Here is a 15,852-nt window from a genome sequence, read left to right as displayed (position 1 = left end):
AGCGAAGCCAAGTTCTATTTTCTACGTCCATTTGGCTTGAGAGGGCCCCCTTTTTTTCGGTGCCGGATCAGTCTGGAGAGGGAGTCGAAGCCAGATACTCAGCTATCGCTGCCCGGCATCCCCGCTGCCAGATCGCGGTCAGCCAGCGGGCGAAATCGTTGGCGAAGGGAGTGTCTCGACCAAACGCACCACAGTACTGGCTTTGTTCGATCCACAGTTGCGGATTGGCCCTTGATGCCAGCGCCGTTTTTTTTAAGTCCTCCCAGTGAGGGTCGTTTGGGGCTATTTCGGATCCATTCTCGCGAACCCCCGCGCACATCCGGCACCAGAAAGCTTGGGACAGCGCAAGCCCGTTCAGGGATGAACCGGCCGCAAGCGCATCGCGCATCGAGGGTAGCAAGAACCCCGGATGGCGTGATGATCCGTCGAACGCAACCCGACGCGTCGAATCGTGGATTGCGGTATTCGAAAAACGCCCCTCGACCAATCCAAGATATTCAGTCGCGGTTGTTCCGGGGACAGGTTTGACATGGGGAAGAATTTCTTCGGCCTGAACTTTGCGGAAAAACGACACGATGTCGGGGTCCTGCATGCAATCTGCAATCGTGGGGACATTCAGAATTTCCCCGGCATTTGCCAGCAATTGGTGGCCGCCATTCAGTATGCGCAGTTTCATTGTCTCGTAACTATGGACATCTTGGGTCAGCGTCACGCCAACCTCATCCAGCGGCGGCCGCCCGTCACAAAAATCGTCCTCGATCACCCACTGGCGAAAGTTTTCATGCGAGACCGGCGCGCGGTCGTCGATGCCGAGGTTGCGGCATTGCGATATTAATTGTTCCGTCGTCGCGGGCACAATGCAGTCCACCATCGAGTTCGGAAATGCGCCATTCCGGTCAATCCAATCGGCCAGATCGGGGTCGGACATACGGGCCAATCCAACGATACAGTTTCGCAAAATCGCACCGTTGCCCTGAAGGTTATCGCAGCTGAGCGCGGTAAAGGGTTTCAGACCGTTCGCCCGGCGCTGCCCGAGCGCGGCAACAATGGCGCCAAAAGCGGTGCGGAGCTGGTTGGGATTTGCCGCGTCATGGCGAATATCATCGTGGTTCAGGTTGAACGCACCGGTCTTGGCGTCCAGAAAATACCCGCCTTCGGTCACGGTCAGCGATACGATCCGGATGGCCGGATCAGCCATCTTGCGGATCAGAGATGCGTTGCCATTCTGAATCGGAAGGTAGTCGATCATAGGGCCGATCACCTCGGCAGATATTCCCTCGGGGTCCAGTTCGATCAATGTTGTCAGGCAGTCCTGCGCCAGCAGTTTCTTTCGCATATCGGCGTCGTAGCTTCGCACACCCGCCCCGATAATCGCCCAGTCCAATGCCTGACCCCGCTGCATCAACTCGTGGATATACCAGGCCTGATGCGCCCGATGAAAATTACCCAAACCTATATGAACGATGCCCGGTCTCAGGTCCGCGCTATTATAACCCGGTGTTCTGACGGATGCCGGCAGGCCTTCAAGGCTGTCGCGCCGCACCCGAACCGGAGGTTTTGCGTTCGCCATGGGGTCCATCAGCTCATCCAGTTTCCGCCATCGACATTGTAGGTTTGAGCGACGATGTACTTGGCCTCGTCAGAGGCCAGAAACACCGCCATCCCGGTCAGATCTTCGGCGCGGCCCATCCGGCCATACGGAACGGCGGCCGCCACTTCGCGCTTTTTCTGACCGGGGACCTTGCCTTCGTGTTTTGCAAAAAACGCATCCACGCCGTCCCAATGTTCTCCGTCGACAACGCCCGGGGCGATGGCATTCACGTTGATCCCATGGGAAATCAGGTTCAGGCCCGCTGATTGAGTCAACGATATGATCGCGGCCTTGCTGGCACAGTACACAGCGACCAAAGGTTCGCCCCTTCGTCCAGCCTGCGATGCCATGTTGATGATCCGGCCCTTGATCCCGTGTTCGATCATGTGGCGTGCAACAGCCTGCATCGTGAAGAGCACACCAGAAACGTTGATGTCAAAGACACGATTATAGTCGGCACGCTCAATCTCAACGATTGGTGCGGCAGTGAAGATCGCCGCGTTGTTGATCAGAATGTCGATCGGACCGAAATGTGCGGCTGTTCGCGCGACGGCGTCATCTATGCTGTTCTGGCGGGTCACGTCCATCTCGACGGCCAGGGCAGCTTCGCCGATTTCACCGGCCGCCTCCTGCGCACGTTTGCTGTCAATGTCGGCGATTGCGACCCGCGCGCCTTCTGCCACATAGGCTTTGGCAAAGGCCAGCCCGATGCCACGCGCGGCCCCGGTGATCAGGGCGGTTTTGCCTGTCAGACGTGTCATTCGATCCGCAGGCCTTGCGCGTCAAACCGGTGGATCACATCTGCACGCGGCGTCAGGTGGATGCGGTCGCCGTGGCGGAAACCGACCTCGCCATCTGCTCGGACCGTGATTGTTTCAGCCAGACCGGTTTCGTGGACGTGAAAGAAGGTGTCCGAGCCCAAATGTTCGGAGACGCTGACGACCCCGGACCATTCTCCTTCGGTCTCGGAAACGCCTATGTGTTCGGGGCGAATTCCGATGGTTTGCGCGCCATGTCTTGCGGCCTCCGGGCCTTCGATAAAGTTCATCCTGGGTGAACCGATGAACCCTGCCACAAACAGATTGCGTGGCGTGCGATACAGTTCCAGCGGGGTGCCGACCTGTTCGATCACTCCGGCCTGAAGAACGACGATCTTGTCGGCCATTGTCATGGCTTCAACCTGATCGTGGGTCACGTATATCATTGTTGTCGCTAGGCGTTCGTGCAGTTCGCTGATCTCAAGCCGCATGCCGACGCGCAACGCGGCGTCAAGATTCGACAGGGGTTCATCAAACAGAAACGCTGCCGGCTCGCGTACGATGGCGCGACCAATGGCAACGCGCTGGCGCTGCCCGCCGGATAACTGCCCGGGGCGGCGGTCCAGATAGTCGCTCAGGTTCAGAACACTTGCCGCGCCTTCGACGCGTTTGTCGATCTCGGCTTGATCCAGCTTGGCCATGCGCAGGGGAAAGGCGATGTTCTTTCGTACAGTCATGTGCGGGTACAAGGCGTAGGACTGGAACACCATCGCCAGCCCCCGCTTGGCAGGTGGGACATCGGTGGCATCCGATCCGTCAATATCGATGGAACCCGACGTGATATCCTCCAACCCCGCGATCAGGCGTAATAGGGTAGACTTGCCACACCCCGACGGACCGACGAAGACGGTGAACTCACCATCCTCGATGGTCAGGTCCAGCGGGGGGATGACCTGTACGTCGCCGAAGCTTTTGGTCACGGACTTGAGTTGAATACGTCCCATGTGTCGTGTTCCTTATTTCACAGCGCCGAAGGTCAGGCCGCGGACAAGTTGTTTCTGGCTGAACCAGCCAAGGATCAGGATTGGTGCAATCGCCATGGTCGAGGCCGCGCTGAGCTTGGCAAAGAACAGGCCTTCGGGGCTGGAATAGCTGGCGATAAACGCGGTGAGCGGAGCCGCGTCGACGGCGGTCAGGTTGAGGGTCCAGAACGCCTCGTTCCAAGCCAGGATGAAGTTCAGCAGAACCGTCGAGGCGATGCCCGGGATGGCCATGGGCGTGAGGACATAGAGGATTTCCTCTTTCAGCGTCGCGCCATCCATCCGCGCGGCTTCCAGAATTTCACCCGGGATCTCGCGGAAATAGGTGTAGAGCATCCAGACGATGATCGGCAGGTTGATCAACATCAGAACCACGACCAGCCCCCCGCGCGTGTCCAGCAGACCCAACCGGATGAACAGCAGGTAGATCGGGTAAAGCACGCCAACGGCAGGCAACATCTTGGTGGACAGCATCCACAGCAGAATGTCCTTGGTGCGTTTCGAGGGGACAAATGCCATGGCCCAGGCGGCGGGCACTGCGATTATCACGCCCAGAATGGTTGATCCGCCCGCGATGATAACTGAATTCCACAGGAACCGCATGTAGTCTGAGCGCTCCTGTACGATCGCGTAGTTCTCCAGCGTCCAGTCGAAATTCAGGAACAGCGGCGGGCTGGCGATCGCCTGCGCCTCGGTCTTGAAGCTGGTCAGGATGGTCCAGAGGATCGGGAAAAAGATCAGCAAACCGACGGCCCATGCAAGGGCAGTGTTCAGCGATTTGCGGCGGGTTGTGACGGCGCGGGCCATGGTCTTACCTCCTCACGCGTCCAGGTTCTTGCCAACGATGCGCATCAGGAAGATGGCAACGATGTTGGCTAGGATGATGGCGTAAACACCTCCGGCTGATCCGAGGCCGACATTCTGGCTTTCCAAAACGCGCTGGAAGATCAGGTAGGTGAGTGTGCGGGTGCCGAACGCGCCGCCTGTGGTCACGAAGATTTCGGCGAAGATCGACAAAAGAAAAATCGTCTGGATCAGGATCACGATGGTAATCGCGCGGCTGAGGTGCGGCAGGATGATGTGATAGAATCGCTTCAGGACCGGTGCCCCGTCCATCTCGGCCGCTTCCAGTTGTTCACTGTCCAGCGACTGGATTGCGGTCAGCAGGATCAGCGTCGCAAAAGGCAGCCACTGCCACGACACGATCATGATGATCGAGGTCATCGACGCCTCGGACAGCCACGAAATTGGTTCGGCCCCAAAAAAGCGCCACAAGTGGGCAAGCAAGCCATTGACCGGGTCCATGAACATGTTCTTCCAGACCAGCGCGGACACAGTGGGCATGACAAAAAACGGTGCGATCACGAGGATCCGAACGACGCCTTGTCCCCACATTGGCTGGTCCAGCAGCATCGCCAATAGAATGCCCAGAATAACCGTGATCACCAGAACGCCGCCGACAATAACCAGCGTTGCTTGCACCGCGGGCCAGAACGAACTGGATGAGACGAACCGGACATAGTTGTCGAAACCAACCCAGCCCAGATCACCGCCGCGCAGCGGCAGGTACTTCTTGAAGGAAAAATACAGGGTCATCGTCAGAGGCACGAGCATCCAGCCAAGCAGCAGGACCACGGCAGGTGCCATCATCAGGCGCGCAACGGATCGGGAGTGTTGAGTAGCCATGATGCAAGACCTCTCTGTTCAGGCGTAAGCATAGCCTGCGAGAAAAACGGGAATTGTGGAAGTCAGAGTGGCGGGTGGGACATTGCCCACCCACCGGGGAGGGATGCCTCAGTATCCTGCGGCTTCCATTTCTTCAGCCGTGAAGGCCTGCGCTTTGGCAAGGGCCTCGTCCACTGTCTGCTGCCCGGCATAGACTGCCGAGAACTCCTGGCTTACCTGAGTGGCGATACCCGCAAATTCCGGGATCGCGACAAACTGGATGCCGGTATAGGGCGTCGGCTGTGCGCAGCAATTCTGCGGGTCGGCCATCAGGATCGATTCCAGCGTCATTTTTGCGAACGGGACCGCCTTGTAGTTGTCGTTCTCATAAAGCGACGTCCGCGCGCCCGGAGGCACATTGGCCCAGCCTTCATTTTCGGCCACCAGCTCGATGTAGTCTTTCGAGGTCGCCCATTCGATAAACTGTTTGGCAGCGTCTTCCTGCTGAGTGCCTGCCGGAATCGCAAGGGCCCAAGCCCAAAGCCAATTGGCGCGTTTGTCCACGCCTTCCGAATTGGGCGCCAGTGCGAAGCCCACCTTGTCGGCGACTGTGGAATCGTCGGGGTTGGTCACGAAAGAAGCGGCGACCGTTGCGTCAATCCACATGCCGCATTTGCCCTGCTGGAACAGCGACAGGTTTTCGTTGAAGCCGTTGGTGGCATAGCCAGCGGGGCCGGACTCACCCATCATATCGACAAAGAAGGTCAGGGCCTCTTTCCATTCAGGCTGATCGAACTGAGGTTTCCAGTTTTCGTCAAACCACCGCGCACCGAATGAGTTTCCGGTCACGGTGATGAAGGCGCCGCCTTCACCCCAACCCGCCTTGCCGCGCAGGCAGATGCCGTTGATGTCGTTGTCGCGGTCGGTCATTGCCGCCGCCGCTTCGCGAATGAATTGCCAGGTCGGTGCCTCGGGCATTTCCAGACCTGCCTTTTCCATCAGGTCCGTACGATACATGATCATCGAGCTTTCGCCATAGAACGGCGCCGCATAAAGCGTCCCTTCATGGCTCAGGCCACCGGCCATCGCGGGCAGAATGTCGTCGACGTCATATTCCGCGGACATTCCGTCCAACGGCACCAGCCAACCATTCGCACCCCAGATCGGCGTCTCGTACATGCCGATGGTCATGATGTCGAACTGACCGCCTTTGGTGGTGATGTCGGTGGTCACGCGCTGACGCAGGACGTTTTCCTCGAGCGTCACCCACTCCACATCGATCCCGGTCGCTTCGGTGAATTTGTCGGTATAGCCCTGCATCCGGATCATGTCGCCGTTGTTCACTGTAGCGATCGTGATGGATTGCGCGTGGGCTGCTGCCGTGGCGACGAAAGTCAGTGCAGTCGCCGCACGAAGTGCGTTCTTCAGATACATCCCTGTCCTCCCTGAGCTTGGATGTCGTGCAGAGAGGTTAGAGCGTAAATTGTCGCGGCGTCAATAAAAACTTTACGCGCGTTAAAAAGTTGCGACTAAGCAGAATCCCTTAAAACAAGCCTTGCAGGGAACAGCGTCTCTGTCCTCGTTTCAAATTTCCCGCCACTTTCAATGAGTTCGAACAGCGTCTCGACGCTGCGCCCGGCAACATTGTCATAGTCATGCGCGGCTGTTGTCAGGGATGGGCACGTAAACTTTGCGAAAGGATGGTCGTCATTCGAGGCCACGCGAAGCGCGCAATCATCCTTGCGACCAACCCGAATCCCCTGTTCGTAGCAGGCCGCAAGAAAGCCGATGGCCAGCCGGTCATTGCTGCATAACACCGAGTCGCTCGGCAACATGCGCTCCTCCAGAACCTTCAGTGCACCCCTGTGGCCAATTTCTTCAAACGCCCAGCCCGTGCCGTCGACCTTGATGATATGTGGCTCAAACCCGAGACGCTCCATGACCTCAACATAGGCCTTGCGTCTTTTGTTGGCGTTCGGGTTGGCAGGCGTCCGCATTTCAAAGAACGAGGGCGGTTCGCCTGTGCGCGTCATGTATTCCACAGTTTGCGAGACAAAACTGAAATTGTCCGACCCGACGAATGCCGCGCCAAGTCCATCAAGGTTACTGTCAAACAGAACTGTCGGCACATTGGCGCAGAACTTTTCGATTGCCGAACGGTCTGAAATCCGCCCCAATGGCGCCAGCAAAACCCCGGCGGGTTTCAGGGATTGCAGCCCGTCCATGATTTCATTTTCCAGCTTCTGTTCGCCATGAGAGCTGAACAGGGAAGGGCGATACCCGGCCGCGATACAGCTTTGTTCCAGATAACGCGCGATTTCGGCAAAGAACGGATCGGCCAGATAGGGAACGACAATGCCGATATTCTTGGTCAGCTTCCGGTTCTGGTTCACCGCAAAGATATTGGGGCGATAGTCAAACCGTTCCAGCGCTTCTTCGATGCGGGCCCGTGTCGTCGGGCGAACACTATCGGGGTCGTGAAAGTACTTGGATACCGTCGGTCGCGAAATCCCGCTGAGGGCCGCGAACTCTTCCATATTCTTTATTTTGGTCATGCCAGTCTGCCTGCGGATACTGTCCGCCTTGATCTTATCGTAGCTTTACATATTCTTTGCGCGCGCTAAAAAATCAATAGCCCGGCTGGCAACAGGTGTTGACAGCGTGCCGGCCATTGCGGGAACTTGCGCAACAGTCTTTCAACTGGAAAAGGAATGGCCATGTCTCGACTATCGGAACGCCGCGATTTTGCTGTTGCGGTTTGTAAAGAAGCTGGGGCAATCGCCAAAAAATACTTTGCGGACAGGGGCGATCTTGTCGTTGACCAAAAGGGCGCTCAGGACTGGGTCAGCGAAGCGGACAGGAACGTCGAGACATTCATCCGTCAGAGGATCGCGGAATTCTGGCCCGAGGATGGAGTGTTCGGTGAAGAGCATGGTGCGACCGAAGGGAAAAGTGGCTTCGATTGGGTAATAGACCCCATCGACGGGACAACGAATTTTGTCAACGGCATTCCGGCTTATACCATTGTACTGGCCGGCGTCGCTGAAGGGCGCACCATGGTCGGGGTGATCCATGAACCAAATGTCGATGAGACATTTGTGGCAACGCGCGGAGAGGGGGCGACCTTGAACGGTACGCGGATTCACGTCGCGTCCGGAGTGGCGTTGCGGGATGGAACCGTAGCCGTAGGATACTCGAACCGGGTCGAAACACGCCATGTCCTGCCTGTCGTTGCAGAACTGATCGAACGTGGGGCCATGTTCCACCGGAACGCCAGCGGGGCGCTGTCTCTTGCTTATGTCGCCGCCGGAAGACTTCTGGGTTATGTGGAAGAGCACATGAACGCCTGGGATTGTCTGGCCGGGCAATTGCTGGTCGCGGAGGCTGGTGGCACAATCGAAGATCAGGACGCAGATGCAATGATCCGGGACGGAGGGCGTGTCATTGTGGGCACGCCAGATGTCTTCGAGACCTTGCTTGAGATCGCCGAGGACGCGTGGAACTCTTGACCTCTAGGTAAAGGCGACCCACCCGGACTGAGGTTTGAGTGTCAAAAGATCTGCCTGCCAGAAATGACCCTGTGAAGGCTGATCGTAACGGCGGTCAATTGAACGGCCAGAAAGTGCGCACCATAATAGTGTTCCGACCGCCCCATGAGTGACTATGGCCAGGTCTTTACCCCGGTGCATTCCTACAATCTCGGTCACCGTCCGATGAATGCGCGCCTGCGCTTCGACCGCTGTTTCCCAACCGCGATAGCTGGTTTCCGGTCGGGCAAAAAATGCGTCAGCGGCGGTTTCGAACTCCTCCCTGGGTAGGAATCCGGTTGCACTGCGGTCGTTTTCGCCAAGGCCCGCGTGTTGTTTCGGGCGCAGGTTTCGAGCGGCGGCAAGGATCTCGCCCGTTTCGCGGGCCTTCTGCTCGTTGCTGGTCCAAATCTGGGTGACATTCGCCAGAGCGCCATTCACAGCGAATGCTGTAGCACGATCACGGCCGACGGCACTCAGACCCCAATCCGTGATCGGGATGCCCGGATCGATAGAAACCTCGGGATGTGTGATGATCAGAAGTTTCGGCATCTAATCGGGCAATAGCACTGGCCCCTTATCGGCAAAACTCATCCTGACCTCAGCGCCCGGCTCAAGTGGTGCGTCGACGTCATCGTGAACAGCAAAGGCCTGACCGAAAGTGCCAGTCAGCGTGTATTCCATCCGGACGCCGACATATGTCGCCTTGGCCACGGTAGCGGGGATACCCTGATCAGAGCCGATCACCAGACGCGAGGGTCGGACGGCAATGGTGGCGCCACCCGGCGTCAAACCACGGCGCGGCAGCGTATGGCGATAGCCTTCGATTTCGATTGTGGCGGTGTCACCATCTGTACCAACGATCTGGCAATCAAGCAGGTTTGCCTCGCCTATGAAGTCTGCGACGAAACGGTCGTTCGGCGCATCATATAGCTCGCGCGGGGTGCCCATCTGAGCGATGGCCGCGTTACGCATCACGACGATCTCATCCGAAACCGCCAGAGCCTCTTCCTGATCGTGCGTGACGTAGACGACAGTCAGGCCAAGGTCTTGCTGGATGGCCCGGATGTCCTCACGCACCTGACGACGAAGCTTGGCGTCGAGATTGGACAGCGGCTCATCAAACAGCAGCACCTGAGGCTCAAGAACCAGCGCCCGGGCGACGGCGACACGCTGTTGCTGACCGCCGGACAGTTCGGACGGAAGACGACTGTCGAACCCTTTGAGGCCAACCAGTTCCAGGCCGTTCAGGGCGCGACTTCGGGCTTCGTCCTTCGCGAAGCCGGAAAACGTCAGGCCGTACATCACGTTCTCCAACACACTCATGTGCGGAAAAAGCGCGTAGGATTGGAATACCATCGACACGTCGCGGTCGGTCGCAGGCAGTCTGGTCACGTCCCGGTCACCGATCAGAATCGTGCCCGAGCTTGCCATTTCCAACCCTGCGATCATGCGCAAGGTCGTGGTTTTCCCGCACCCGGAAGGACCCAGCAGCGTAACCAGCTTGCCAGCCTCGACATGCAGATTGATGTTGTCAACGGCGACCACATCCTTGCCGAACATTTTTGTAACGGATTCGAACCGAACCGGCGCGGCTTTGGACTGCAGGCTCATGTCATTCTCTCCTAAACATTAGTGCGCGACTGGGTCATTCGCCGTCCGATCTGTGTCCGCCCGACAATCAACTGCATCAGCGCAACAACCGACAGCATCACGAAAATCAGTGTGGTCGAATAGGCGATGGCAAGACCATAGTCGTTGTTTTCGACCCGCCCGATAATATAGCTGGTTGCCATGTCATATTCCGCGCTGACCAGAAAGATAACGGCAGAAATCGCCGTCATGGCCCGCACAAAACTGTAGACCAGCGCGGCCAGTATCGCGGGGCGCAGCAACGGCAGAATGATACGCCGGAACGTTTGCCACGAGTTTGCCCCAAGCGTCAGCGAGGATTCGTCCAGGCTGCGGTCAAGCTGCGACATGCTGGCAATGCCCGCGCGAACGCCGACCGGCATGTTGCGGAAGATGAAGCTGACAATGAGGATGACGCCCGTGCCTGTGATTTCGATAGGAGGGACGTTAAACGCAAGGATGTAGCTGACACCGATCACCGTTCCGGGGATCGCGAACGACAGCATGGTTCCGAACTCAAAAGCGTTCTTGCCCGCAAAGCTTTGCCGGGTCAGCAGATATGCCGTTACCAATCCTACGGCTGCAGTCAGCGGCGCGGCAATGGCGGCGATTGTAATGGTGGTCCAGAAGCTGTCCCAAGCTGCACCGGTCCAGCGAATGCCTTCTTCTTCGAAACGCACAGAAAAGGCGGTCACATAGTGCTTAAGGGTCAATGAATTGTTGACGCCCCACAACTCGACCACGCTGCCGTATACGATCATTGCATAAACGATGACGGTGAACAGCGCCCAGCCAAGCGCGACAACCAACACCGGGACAGACAGGCCGGTCGGCATCAATGGGTGCACTCCTGCGTCACCTTTTCCGGTTACAGTGGTATAGCTTTTCTTGCCCAGCCAGACCCGCTGCGCGTAGAAGGCTGACAAGGTGAAAAACAGAAGCACCATGGCCAGAACGGCAGCGCGACCCTGATCATATTGAGCGCCGACGATTGCGAAGAAAATCTCGGTCGACAGAACGTCGAAGTTTCCGCCCAGCACAAGCGGGTTTCCGAAATCGGCCATGCTTTCGATGAAACCCAGAAGAAAGGCATTGGCAAGACCCGGGCGCATCAGGGGCAGGGAGACCGTCTTGAACGTCTGCCATCTGCTGGCGCGGAGTGTTTGGGCTGCTTCCTCCATCGAAGGAGAGACGCCTTCCACCACGCCGATCAGAACGAGAAAGGCAATGGGCGTGAACGCCAGCGTCTGCGCGATCAGAATGCCGGGCATTCCGTACAGCCACCGTGTTGGTTGCGTGCCCAACAGATCAGCAATGAAGCGGGTAACAGACCCGGACAGGCCAAACAGCAGGATGAGGGCAAGGCCGATCACAAAGGGCGGCGTGATGATCGGCAGAACGGTCAAGGCCCGCAATGCGCGCTTGTAGCGGAAGCCCGAGCGCGTCACGACCAAAGCGAAACACAGGCCCAGGATCGTAGTGACGAAGCCGACCACGATGGCAAGGAACAGGGAATTCCAGGCCGCGCCGCACTTGGCCCCATAAAAACAACCCAATCCCCAAAGCCGGTCATCGAAGAATTTTGAAAAGAACACCGAAATTGAATAGGCGCCATCTTCGGTGACGAAGGCGGCAAACAACATCTTTGCGATAGGGAAAAAGACAAAGGCGGTGACGATGGTGATCACGCCTCCGATTGCGCTGACGACGAAGACATCGCCGTTGATGGCGCCTCTTGCCGCGATGCCCTGGGTCAGCAGGAACAAAAAGCTCGATGCGCATATCATCGCGCCATAGCCCATGCCGAACTGGCGATCGCCGAGTTCACCAAAAAACGCTTCCATCCAATCGAAGTTGAAACCTCTGATGCCGATGCTGAACCCCTGAGCAATCAGCCAGCCGAAGCCGAGTGCGCCGGACAGGATCAAAATGCGAGCATAAAGCGGGTCGGATTTGACGCGCCCCAGTGCAAGCAAAGGCAGCAAAAGGGCAATCACAAGCGGTGCAAGCCAGAGCTTCTCGCCTTGTCCGATCAGAAATGCTGCGGGTGCATAATCTTCGTCGAACGGGTAGCCGTCAAAAAGCCATTCGAACGACCACAGGCCGCCGTCAACCATGTACCAGGGTAACAGGCAGAATCCGACCCAACCGGCAATGATCCAAAAGATCAGGACCGGATGGGTCGTTTTTGTCGTCTTGTCAGTCATTTATTGTGGCAGAACTGAAACCTCTTCATCCCATTTCTGCAACAACCGCTTCCGTTCGTCTGACGAGCCATACTTTTTGAAATCATAGTCGATCAGCTTGATCTGGCTCATGTCAGGCGCGCTTTCCGAGGTTTCGGCGCTTTTGTTCGATGGAACCTGGAACGCGTTGACCTGAAGGGCAAGGTTCTGAGCTTCGGGCGACAGCGCCCAATCATAGAACTTCTTCGCCTCTTCCACGTTGCGGGCACCTTCGATGATCGACATCGAGCCAATTTCGTAACCGGTACCCTCGCAAGGCGCCACGACCTTGATCGGGAAACCTGAAACAGCCTGTTTCACGGCGTCATGCATGAATACAATACCGATGGTGTTTTCACCGCGCCCCGCGGCCTTGATCGGGGCCGAGCCTGACTTGGTGTACTGGTTGATGTTCGAGTGCAGGCCCTTCATGAATTCAAAGCCTTCATCCTCGCCGAAGATCTGTACCATCGAGGCCAGCGTCGTATAGGCCGTGCCCGATGAGTTTGGGTTCGCCATCTGAACGTGGCCCTTGTACTCAGGCTTCAGAAGGTCTTTCCAACAGGCAGGTTCGGGCAGATTGTTCGCCGCGACAAGATCTGCGTTGTAACCATAACCAAGCGCACCTGAATAGATACCGATCGTCCGGTTGCCGGCGCTTTCAGCCTGGGAAATCGCCCAGTCGTGCAGTTGGTCGCGCATTGGAGACACGTATTCCATTGTCAGCCCTTCTTCGGCGGCCTGAAGGTGCGGGTCGCCCGTGCCACCCCACCACACGTCGCCTTTCGGGTTCGAGCTTTCGGCGCGAATTTGCGCAAAGGTTTCACCCGACGATTTCCGGGTCATGTTTACATCGATGCCTGTCGCATCTTCGAAGCTGCGTGCCATGAGTTGACACCAATCTTCCTGGGCCGAGCAATAGAAGGTCAGCTTGTCTGCCTGCGCCGCCGACATGGAGGCAGCTAGGGCAATCAGCGACCCGACGGCCGTGGATGTCAATTTCTTCATTATACGTTCCTCCCTTTGAGAATAATTTGTCCGGGTTTCCCGGTTCTTTTAAGCTCTTCCTCATGCGGTGTTTCGTAGACCCTGAAGCGCCAATTCGTACTCAATGACAACCTGCGCTGGATTTCTGGTGGCGCCAGTTGCCGGGCGGTTTCGTGAGCGGGGTCAATCGTTGAATAATGTGTCTTGCTTCCAGATCTCCGTGCAGCCTTCTGAATTCTCACAATGAAATGTGCTTTGTGCAACAAAAAAGGTCTGCCCAGAAGAACTTGGCCCGGATCGGGCAAGGTCTGGTTTCGGTACAAGAGCGATCAATTGGATGGCTTCGGGCTGCATCCGGTCACGCAGATTGGTCAGTTGGGTGACAGGGTAACGATTTCGAAAGACATTTGGATCAGTCGTTCCAAGCCCTGTCGCTTCATTCGAAAGGGTGGCGCGATGGTTATTGGCCTCGACCAGCGCGCCCGTTGTTACAAGGAACGGGTAATGCGGAAGTCTTGAAGTAGCTGGAAACTGAGCCAGCGTATCAGCTACGTCGGAGGCGAGATTTCAGATCTGTGGGAGCGCATGAGGCGGACCGCGCGAATGAGCCTGATGCCCCTGTCCTGCGGTTGGCAGATTAACCAGCGTCACACTGAGTGGGGCGGGCCGCTAAGGCCGGCCCCCGATTGAGCATCTGTCGATCACCAGTGGCCGGTGCTTTCCATGCTTGCCCAGGGTTCGGCCGGCTCAAGGGCATTGCCGTTTTGCAGCAATTCAACCGAGATGTTGTCAGGCGAGCGGACAAAGGCCATGCGTCCGTCGCGGGGCGGGCGGTTGATGATTACTCCGTTGTCCTGCAGGTGCTGGCACGTCTCATAGATGTTGTCGACGCCGTAGGCCAGATGCCCGAAATGGCGGCTGTCGCTGGGCAGTGCATCATCGCCATCCCAATTATACGTCAGCTCGATCGGTGCATCTTCCTGACCCGGTGGTGCCAGAAATATCAGGGTAAAACGCCCTGCTTCGCTTTCATAACGTCGCGTTTCCTTCAGTCCCAGCAGCTCGTAGAAAGCCAGTGATTTTTCCAGATCTTTCACGCGGACCATGGTGTGAAGATAAGTCAGCCCCATCGTGCCATCCTTTTTTGTGCAGGTGATGCGCTGCAGCTTAGCGCGCCAAGGCAAGGTGTCGAGGGGCAGAGGGCAAACAATTGTGCGTTTGGGCAATTGGGCGCACATATCGCGGTTCCTGTGCCTGATCTACCGATATATAGTGGGCGGCGACTCATTGCTGGAAAGGACCAATTCATGCCGCTGTCTTCTGACCAACTGGCCGAGATCGAAGCGCAACGCGCGCAATCGCATCCCACACGCCGCGTCGTCGCAGCGGGAATGGAGGAGCATCTGTATACGGCCCATCAGGTGCTGGATCATGGATTTGTCCGCGTCATCGACTATATGGGCGATGATGCCGCGATTTGTCAGGCCGCGCGTGTGTCTTATGGCAAAGGCACCAAATCGGTGCAGAATGACGAGGGGCTGATCCGCTATCTGATGCGGCACTGGCATTCGACCCCGTTCGAGATGTGCGAGATCAAGCTGCACGTAAAACTTCCGGTCTTTGTGGCCCGCCAGTGGATTCGTCATCGTACGGCCAATGTGAACGAATACTCGGCGCGGTACTCCATTCTGGATCGCGAATTCTATATCCCGGCCCCCGACCATGTGGCGGCCCAGTCCGAGGTGAACAACCAGGGGCGGGGCTCAGCCTTGGAGGGCGAAGAAGCGGCGCGTGTATTGGAAATTCTCAAAGCCGACAGCACGCGGTGCTATGACAATTACGAAGCCATGATCAGCCAGGACGGGCAGCAGGGGCTGGCGCGTGAACTTGCGCGGATGAACCTACCCGCCAATGTTTACACGCAATGGTACTGGAAGGTCGATCTACACAACCTGTTCCACTTCCTGCGGCTGCGCGCTGACCCGCATGCCCAGTACGAGATTCGGGTTTATGCCGACACAATGTGCAAAATCGTGGCGGACTGGGTGCCGTTTGCCTACAGGGCCTTCGAAGACTACCGCCTGGGTGCCGTGAACCTGTCGGCGCAGATGGTCGGCAGCTTGCGCAGAATGCTGGCGGGTGAGACCGTTACACAGGAAAACTCTGGCATGACAGCGCGTGAATGGCGCGAATTCGAGGACGTGATCCGGCAAGGTTGATGTAAGTCTCCTAACTGTCGGTTGTCCATAAATCATGCCATGCGGCTGTCACGCTGGCCGCATGTTATGTGCAGTATGCTTTTTTGGGCTTTGCCTGTTATGGGCCAGACCCGCACCTGCAAAAACTCCGATCGCCGAGGTGATTTGCTAGCCCACAACAAAAATGCACTCGAAACCCGAGCGTCAGTGCGGTGCAAGCCGTGCAGCC

The 15,852-nt window shown here is 57.3% G+C and carries 14 protein-coding genes; 2 read left to right on the top strand and 12 right to left on the bottom strand.

Annotated elements, in window-relative coordinates:
• Positions 1 to 67: 67 nt before the first annotated feature.
• From ACR0MI_RS09560 to ACR0MI_RS09530, 7 genes are all read right to left on the bottom strand, one after another.
• Positions 68 to 1,579, bottom strand: coding sequence for a mannitol dehydrogenase family protein (locus tag ACR0MI_RS09560; protein WP_170614617.1), 1,512 nt, complete (start codon positions 1,577 to 1,579; stop codon positions 68 to 70).
• On the bottom strand, positions 1,579 to 2,352 hold the full coding sequence (locus tag ACR0MI_RS09555; protein WP_170614618.1) for an L-iditol 2-dehydrogenase: 774 nt from the start codon (positions 2,350 to 2,352) through the stop codon (positions 1,579 to 1,581). Before ACR0MI_RS09555 ends, ACR0MI_RS09560 begins: the two co-directional genes overlap by 1 nt.
• Positions 2,349 to 3,353 carry an ABC transporter ATP-binding protein gene (locus ACR0MI_RS09550; RefSeq protein WP_170619674.1) on the bottom strand — a complete coding sequence of 335 codons (1,005 nt, stop codon included), beginning with the start codon at positions 3,351 to 3,353 and terminating at the stop codon, positions 2,349 to 2,351. The genes ACR0MI_RS09555 and ACR0MI_RS09550 overlap by 4 nt, the downstream gene beginning before the upstream one ends.
• 12 nt (positions 3,354 to 3,365) lie before the next feature.
• On the bottom strand, positions 3,366 to 4,196 hold the full coding sequence (locus tag ACR0MI_RS09545; RefSeq protein WP_170614620.1) for a carbohydrate ABC transporter permease: 831 nt from the start codon (positions 4,194 to 4,196) through the stop codon (positions 3,366 to 3,368).
• 12 nt (positions 4,197 to 4,208) lie between these two features.
• The gene (locus tag ACR0MI_RS09540) at positions 4,209 to 5,075 is read right to left on the bottom strand and encodes a carbohydrate ABC transporter permease (RefSeq protein ID WP_170375757.1); all 867 of its coding nucleotides are present in this window, start codon (positions 5,073 to 5,075) and stop codon (positions 4,209 to 4,211) included.
• A 108-nt stretch (positions 5,076 to 5,183) separates the two neighbouring features.
• Positions 5,184 to 6,488 carry an ABC transporter substrate-binding protein gene (locus ACR0MI_RS09535; RefSeq protein WP_170614621.1) on the bottom strand — a complete coding sequence of 435 codons (1,305 nt, stop codon included), beginning with the start codon at positions 6,486 to 6,488 and terminating at the stop codon, positions 5,184 to 5,186.
• A gap of 95 nt (positions 6,489 to 6,583) precedes the next feature.
• Positions 6,584 to 7,609, bottom strand: coding sequence for a LacI family DNA-binding transcriptional regulator (locus ACR0MI_RS09530; protein ID WP_170614622.1), 1,026 nt, complete (start codon positions 7,607 to 7,609; stop codon positions 6,584 to 6,586).
• Between the two features lie 162 nt (positions 7,610 to 7,771).
• Between ACR0MI_RS09530 and ACR0MI_RS09525 the strand changes: the two genes are divergently transcribed.
• The gene (locus ACR0MI_RS09525; RefSeq protein ID WP_170614623.1) at positions 7,772 to 8,563 is read left to right on the top strand and encodes an inositol monophosphatase family protein; all 792 of its coding nucleotides are present in this window, start codon (positions 7,772 to 7,774) and stop codon (positions 8,561 to 8,563) included.
• Positions 8,564 to 8,566: 3 nt separating this feature from the next.
• On the opposite strand, the gene ACR0MI_RS09520 is transcribed toward ACR0MI_RS09525, so the two are convergent.
• The 5 genes from ACR0MI_RS09520 to ACR0MI_RS09500 all read right to left on the bottom strand — a co-directional run bounded on the left by ACR0MI_RS09520 (position 8,567) and on the right by ACR0MI_RS09500 (position 14,555).
• Positions 8,567 to 9,133, bottom strand: coding sequence for a histidine phosphatase family protein (locus tag ACR0MI_RS09520; RefSeq protein WP_170614624.1), 567 nt, complete (start codon positions 9,131 to 9,133; stop codon positions 8,567 to 8,569).
• The gene (locus ACR0MI_RS09515; protein WP_170614625.1) at positions 9,134 to 10,195 is read right to left on the bottom strand and encodes an ABC transporter ATP-binding protein; all 1,062 of its coding nucleotides are present in this window, start codon (positions 10,193 to 10,195) and stop codon (positions 9,134 to 9,136) included.
• Between the two features lie 11 nt (positions 10,196 to 10,206).
• Positions 10,207 to 12,420 (bottom strand): ABC transporter permease, encoded by a 2,214-nt coding sequence (locus ACR0MI_RS09510; protein ID WP_170619676.1) that lies wholly within the window; start codon positions 12,418 to 12,420, stop codon positions 10,207 to 10,209.
• Positions 12,421 to 13,446: an ABC transporter substrate-binding protein gene (locus ACR0MI_RS09505; protein WP_170619677.1), complete on the bottom strand. Its 1,026-nt coding sequence runs from the start codon at positions 13,444 to 13,446 to the stop codon at positions 12,421 to 12,423.
• A 680-nt stretch (positions 13,447 to 14,126) separates the two neighbouring features.
• A complete protein-coding gene (locus ACR0MI_RS09500; protein WP_170614628.1) occupies positions 14,127 to 14,555 on the bottom strand; it encodes a VOC family protein in 429 nt (142 codons plus the stop codon).
• Between the two features lie 177 nt (positions 14,556 to 14,732).
• On the opposite strand from ACR0MI_RS09500, the gene thyX reads away from it, so the two are divergent.
• A complete protein-coding gene (thyX, locus tag ACR0MI_RS09495; RefSeq protein ID WP_170614629.1) occupies positions 14,733 to 15,644 on the top strand; it encodes an FAD-dependent thymidylate synthase in 912 nt (303 codons plus the stop codon).
• Positions 15,645 to 15,852 lie beyond the last annotated feature (208 nt).

It is taken from the genome of Ruegeria sp. D4, from assembly GCF_056534475.1.
Note: the sequence above shows the minus strand (reverse complement) of the source record. Positions and strands in the feature narration are given on the sequence as shown.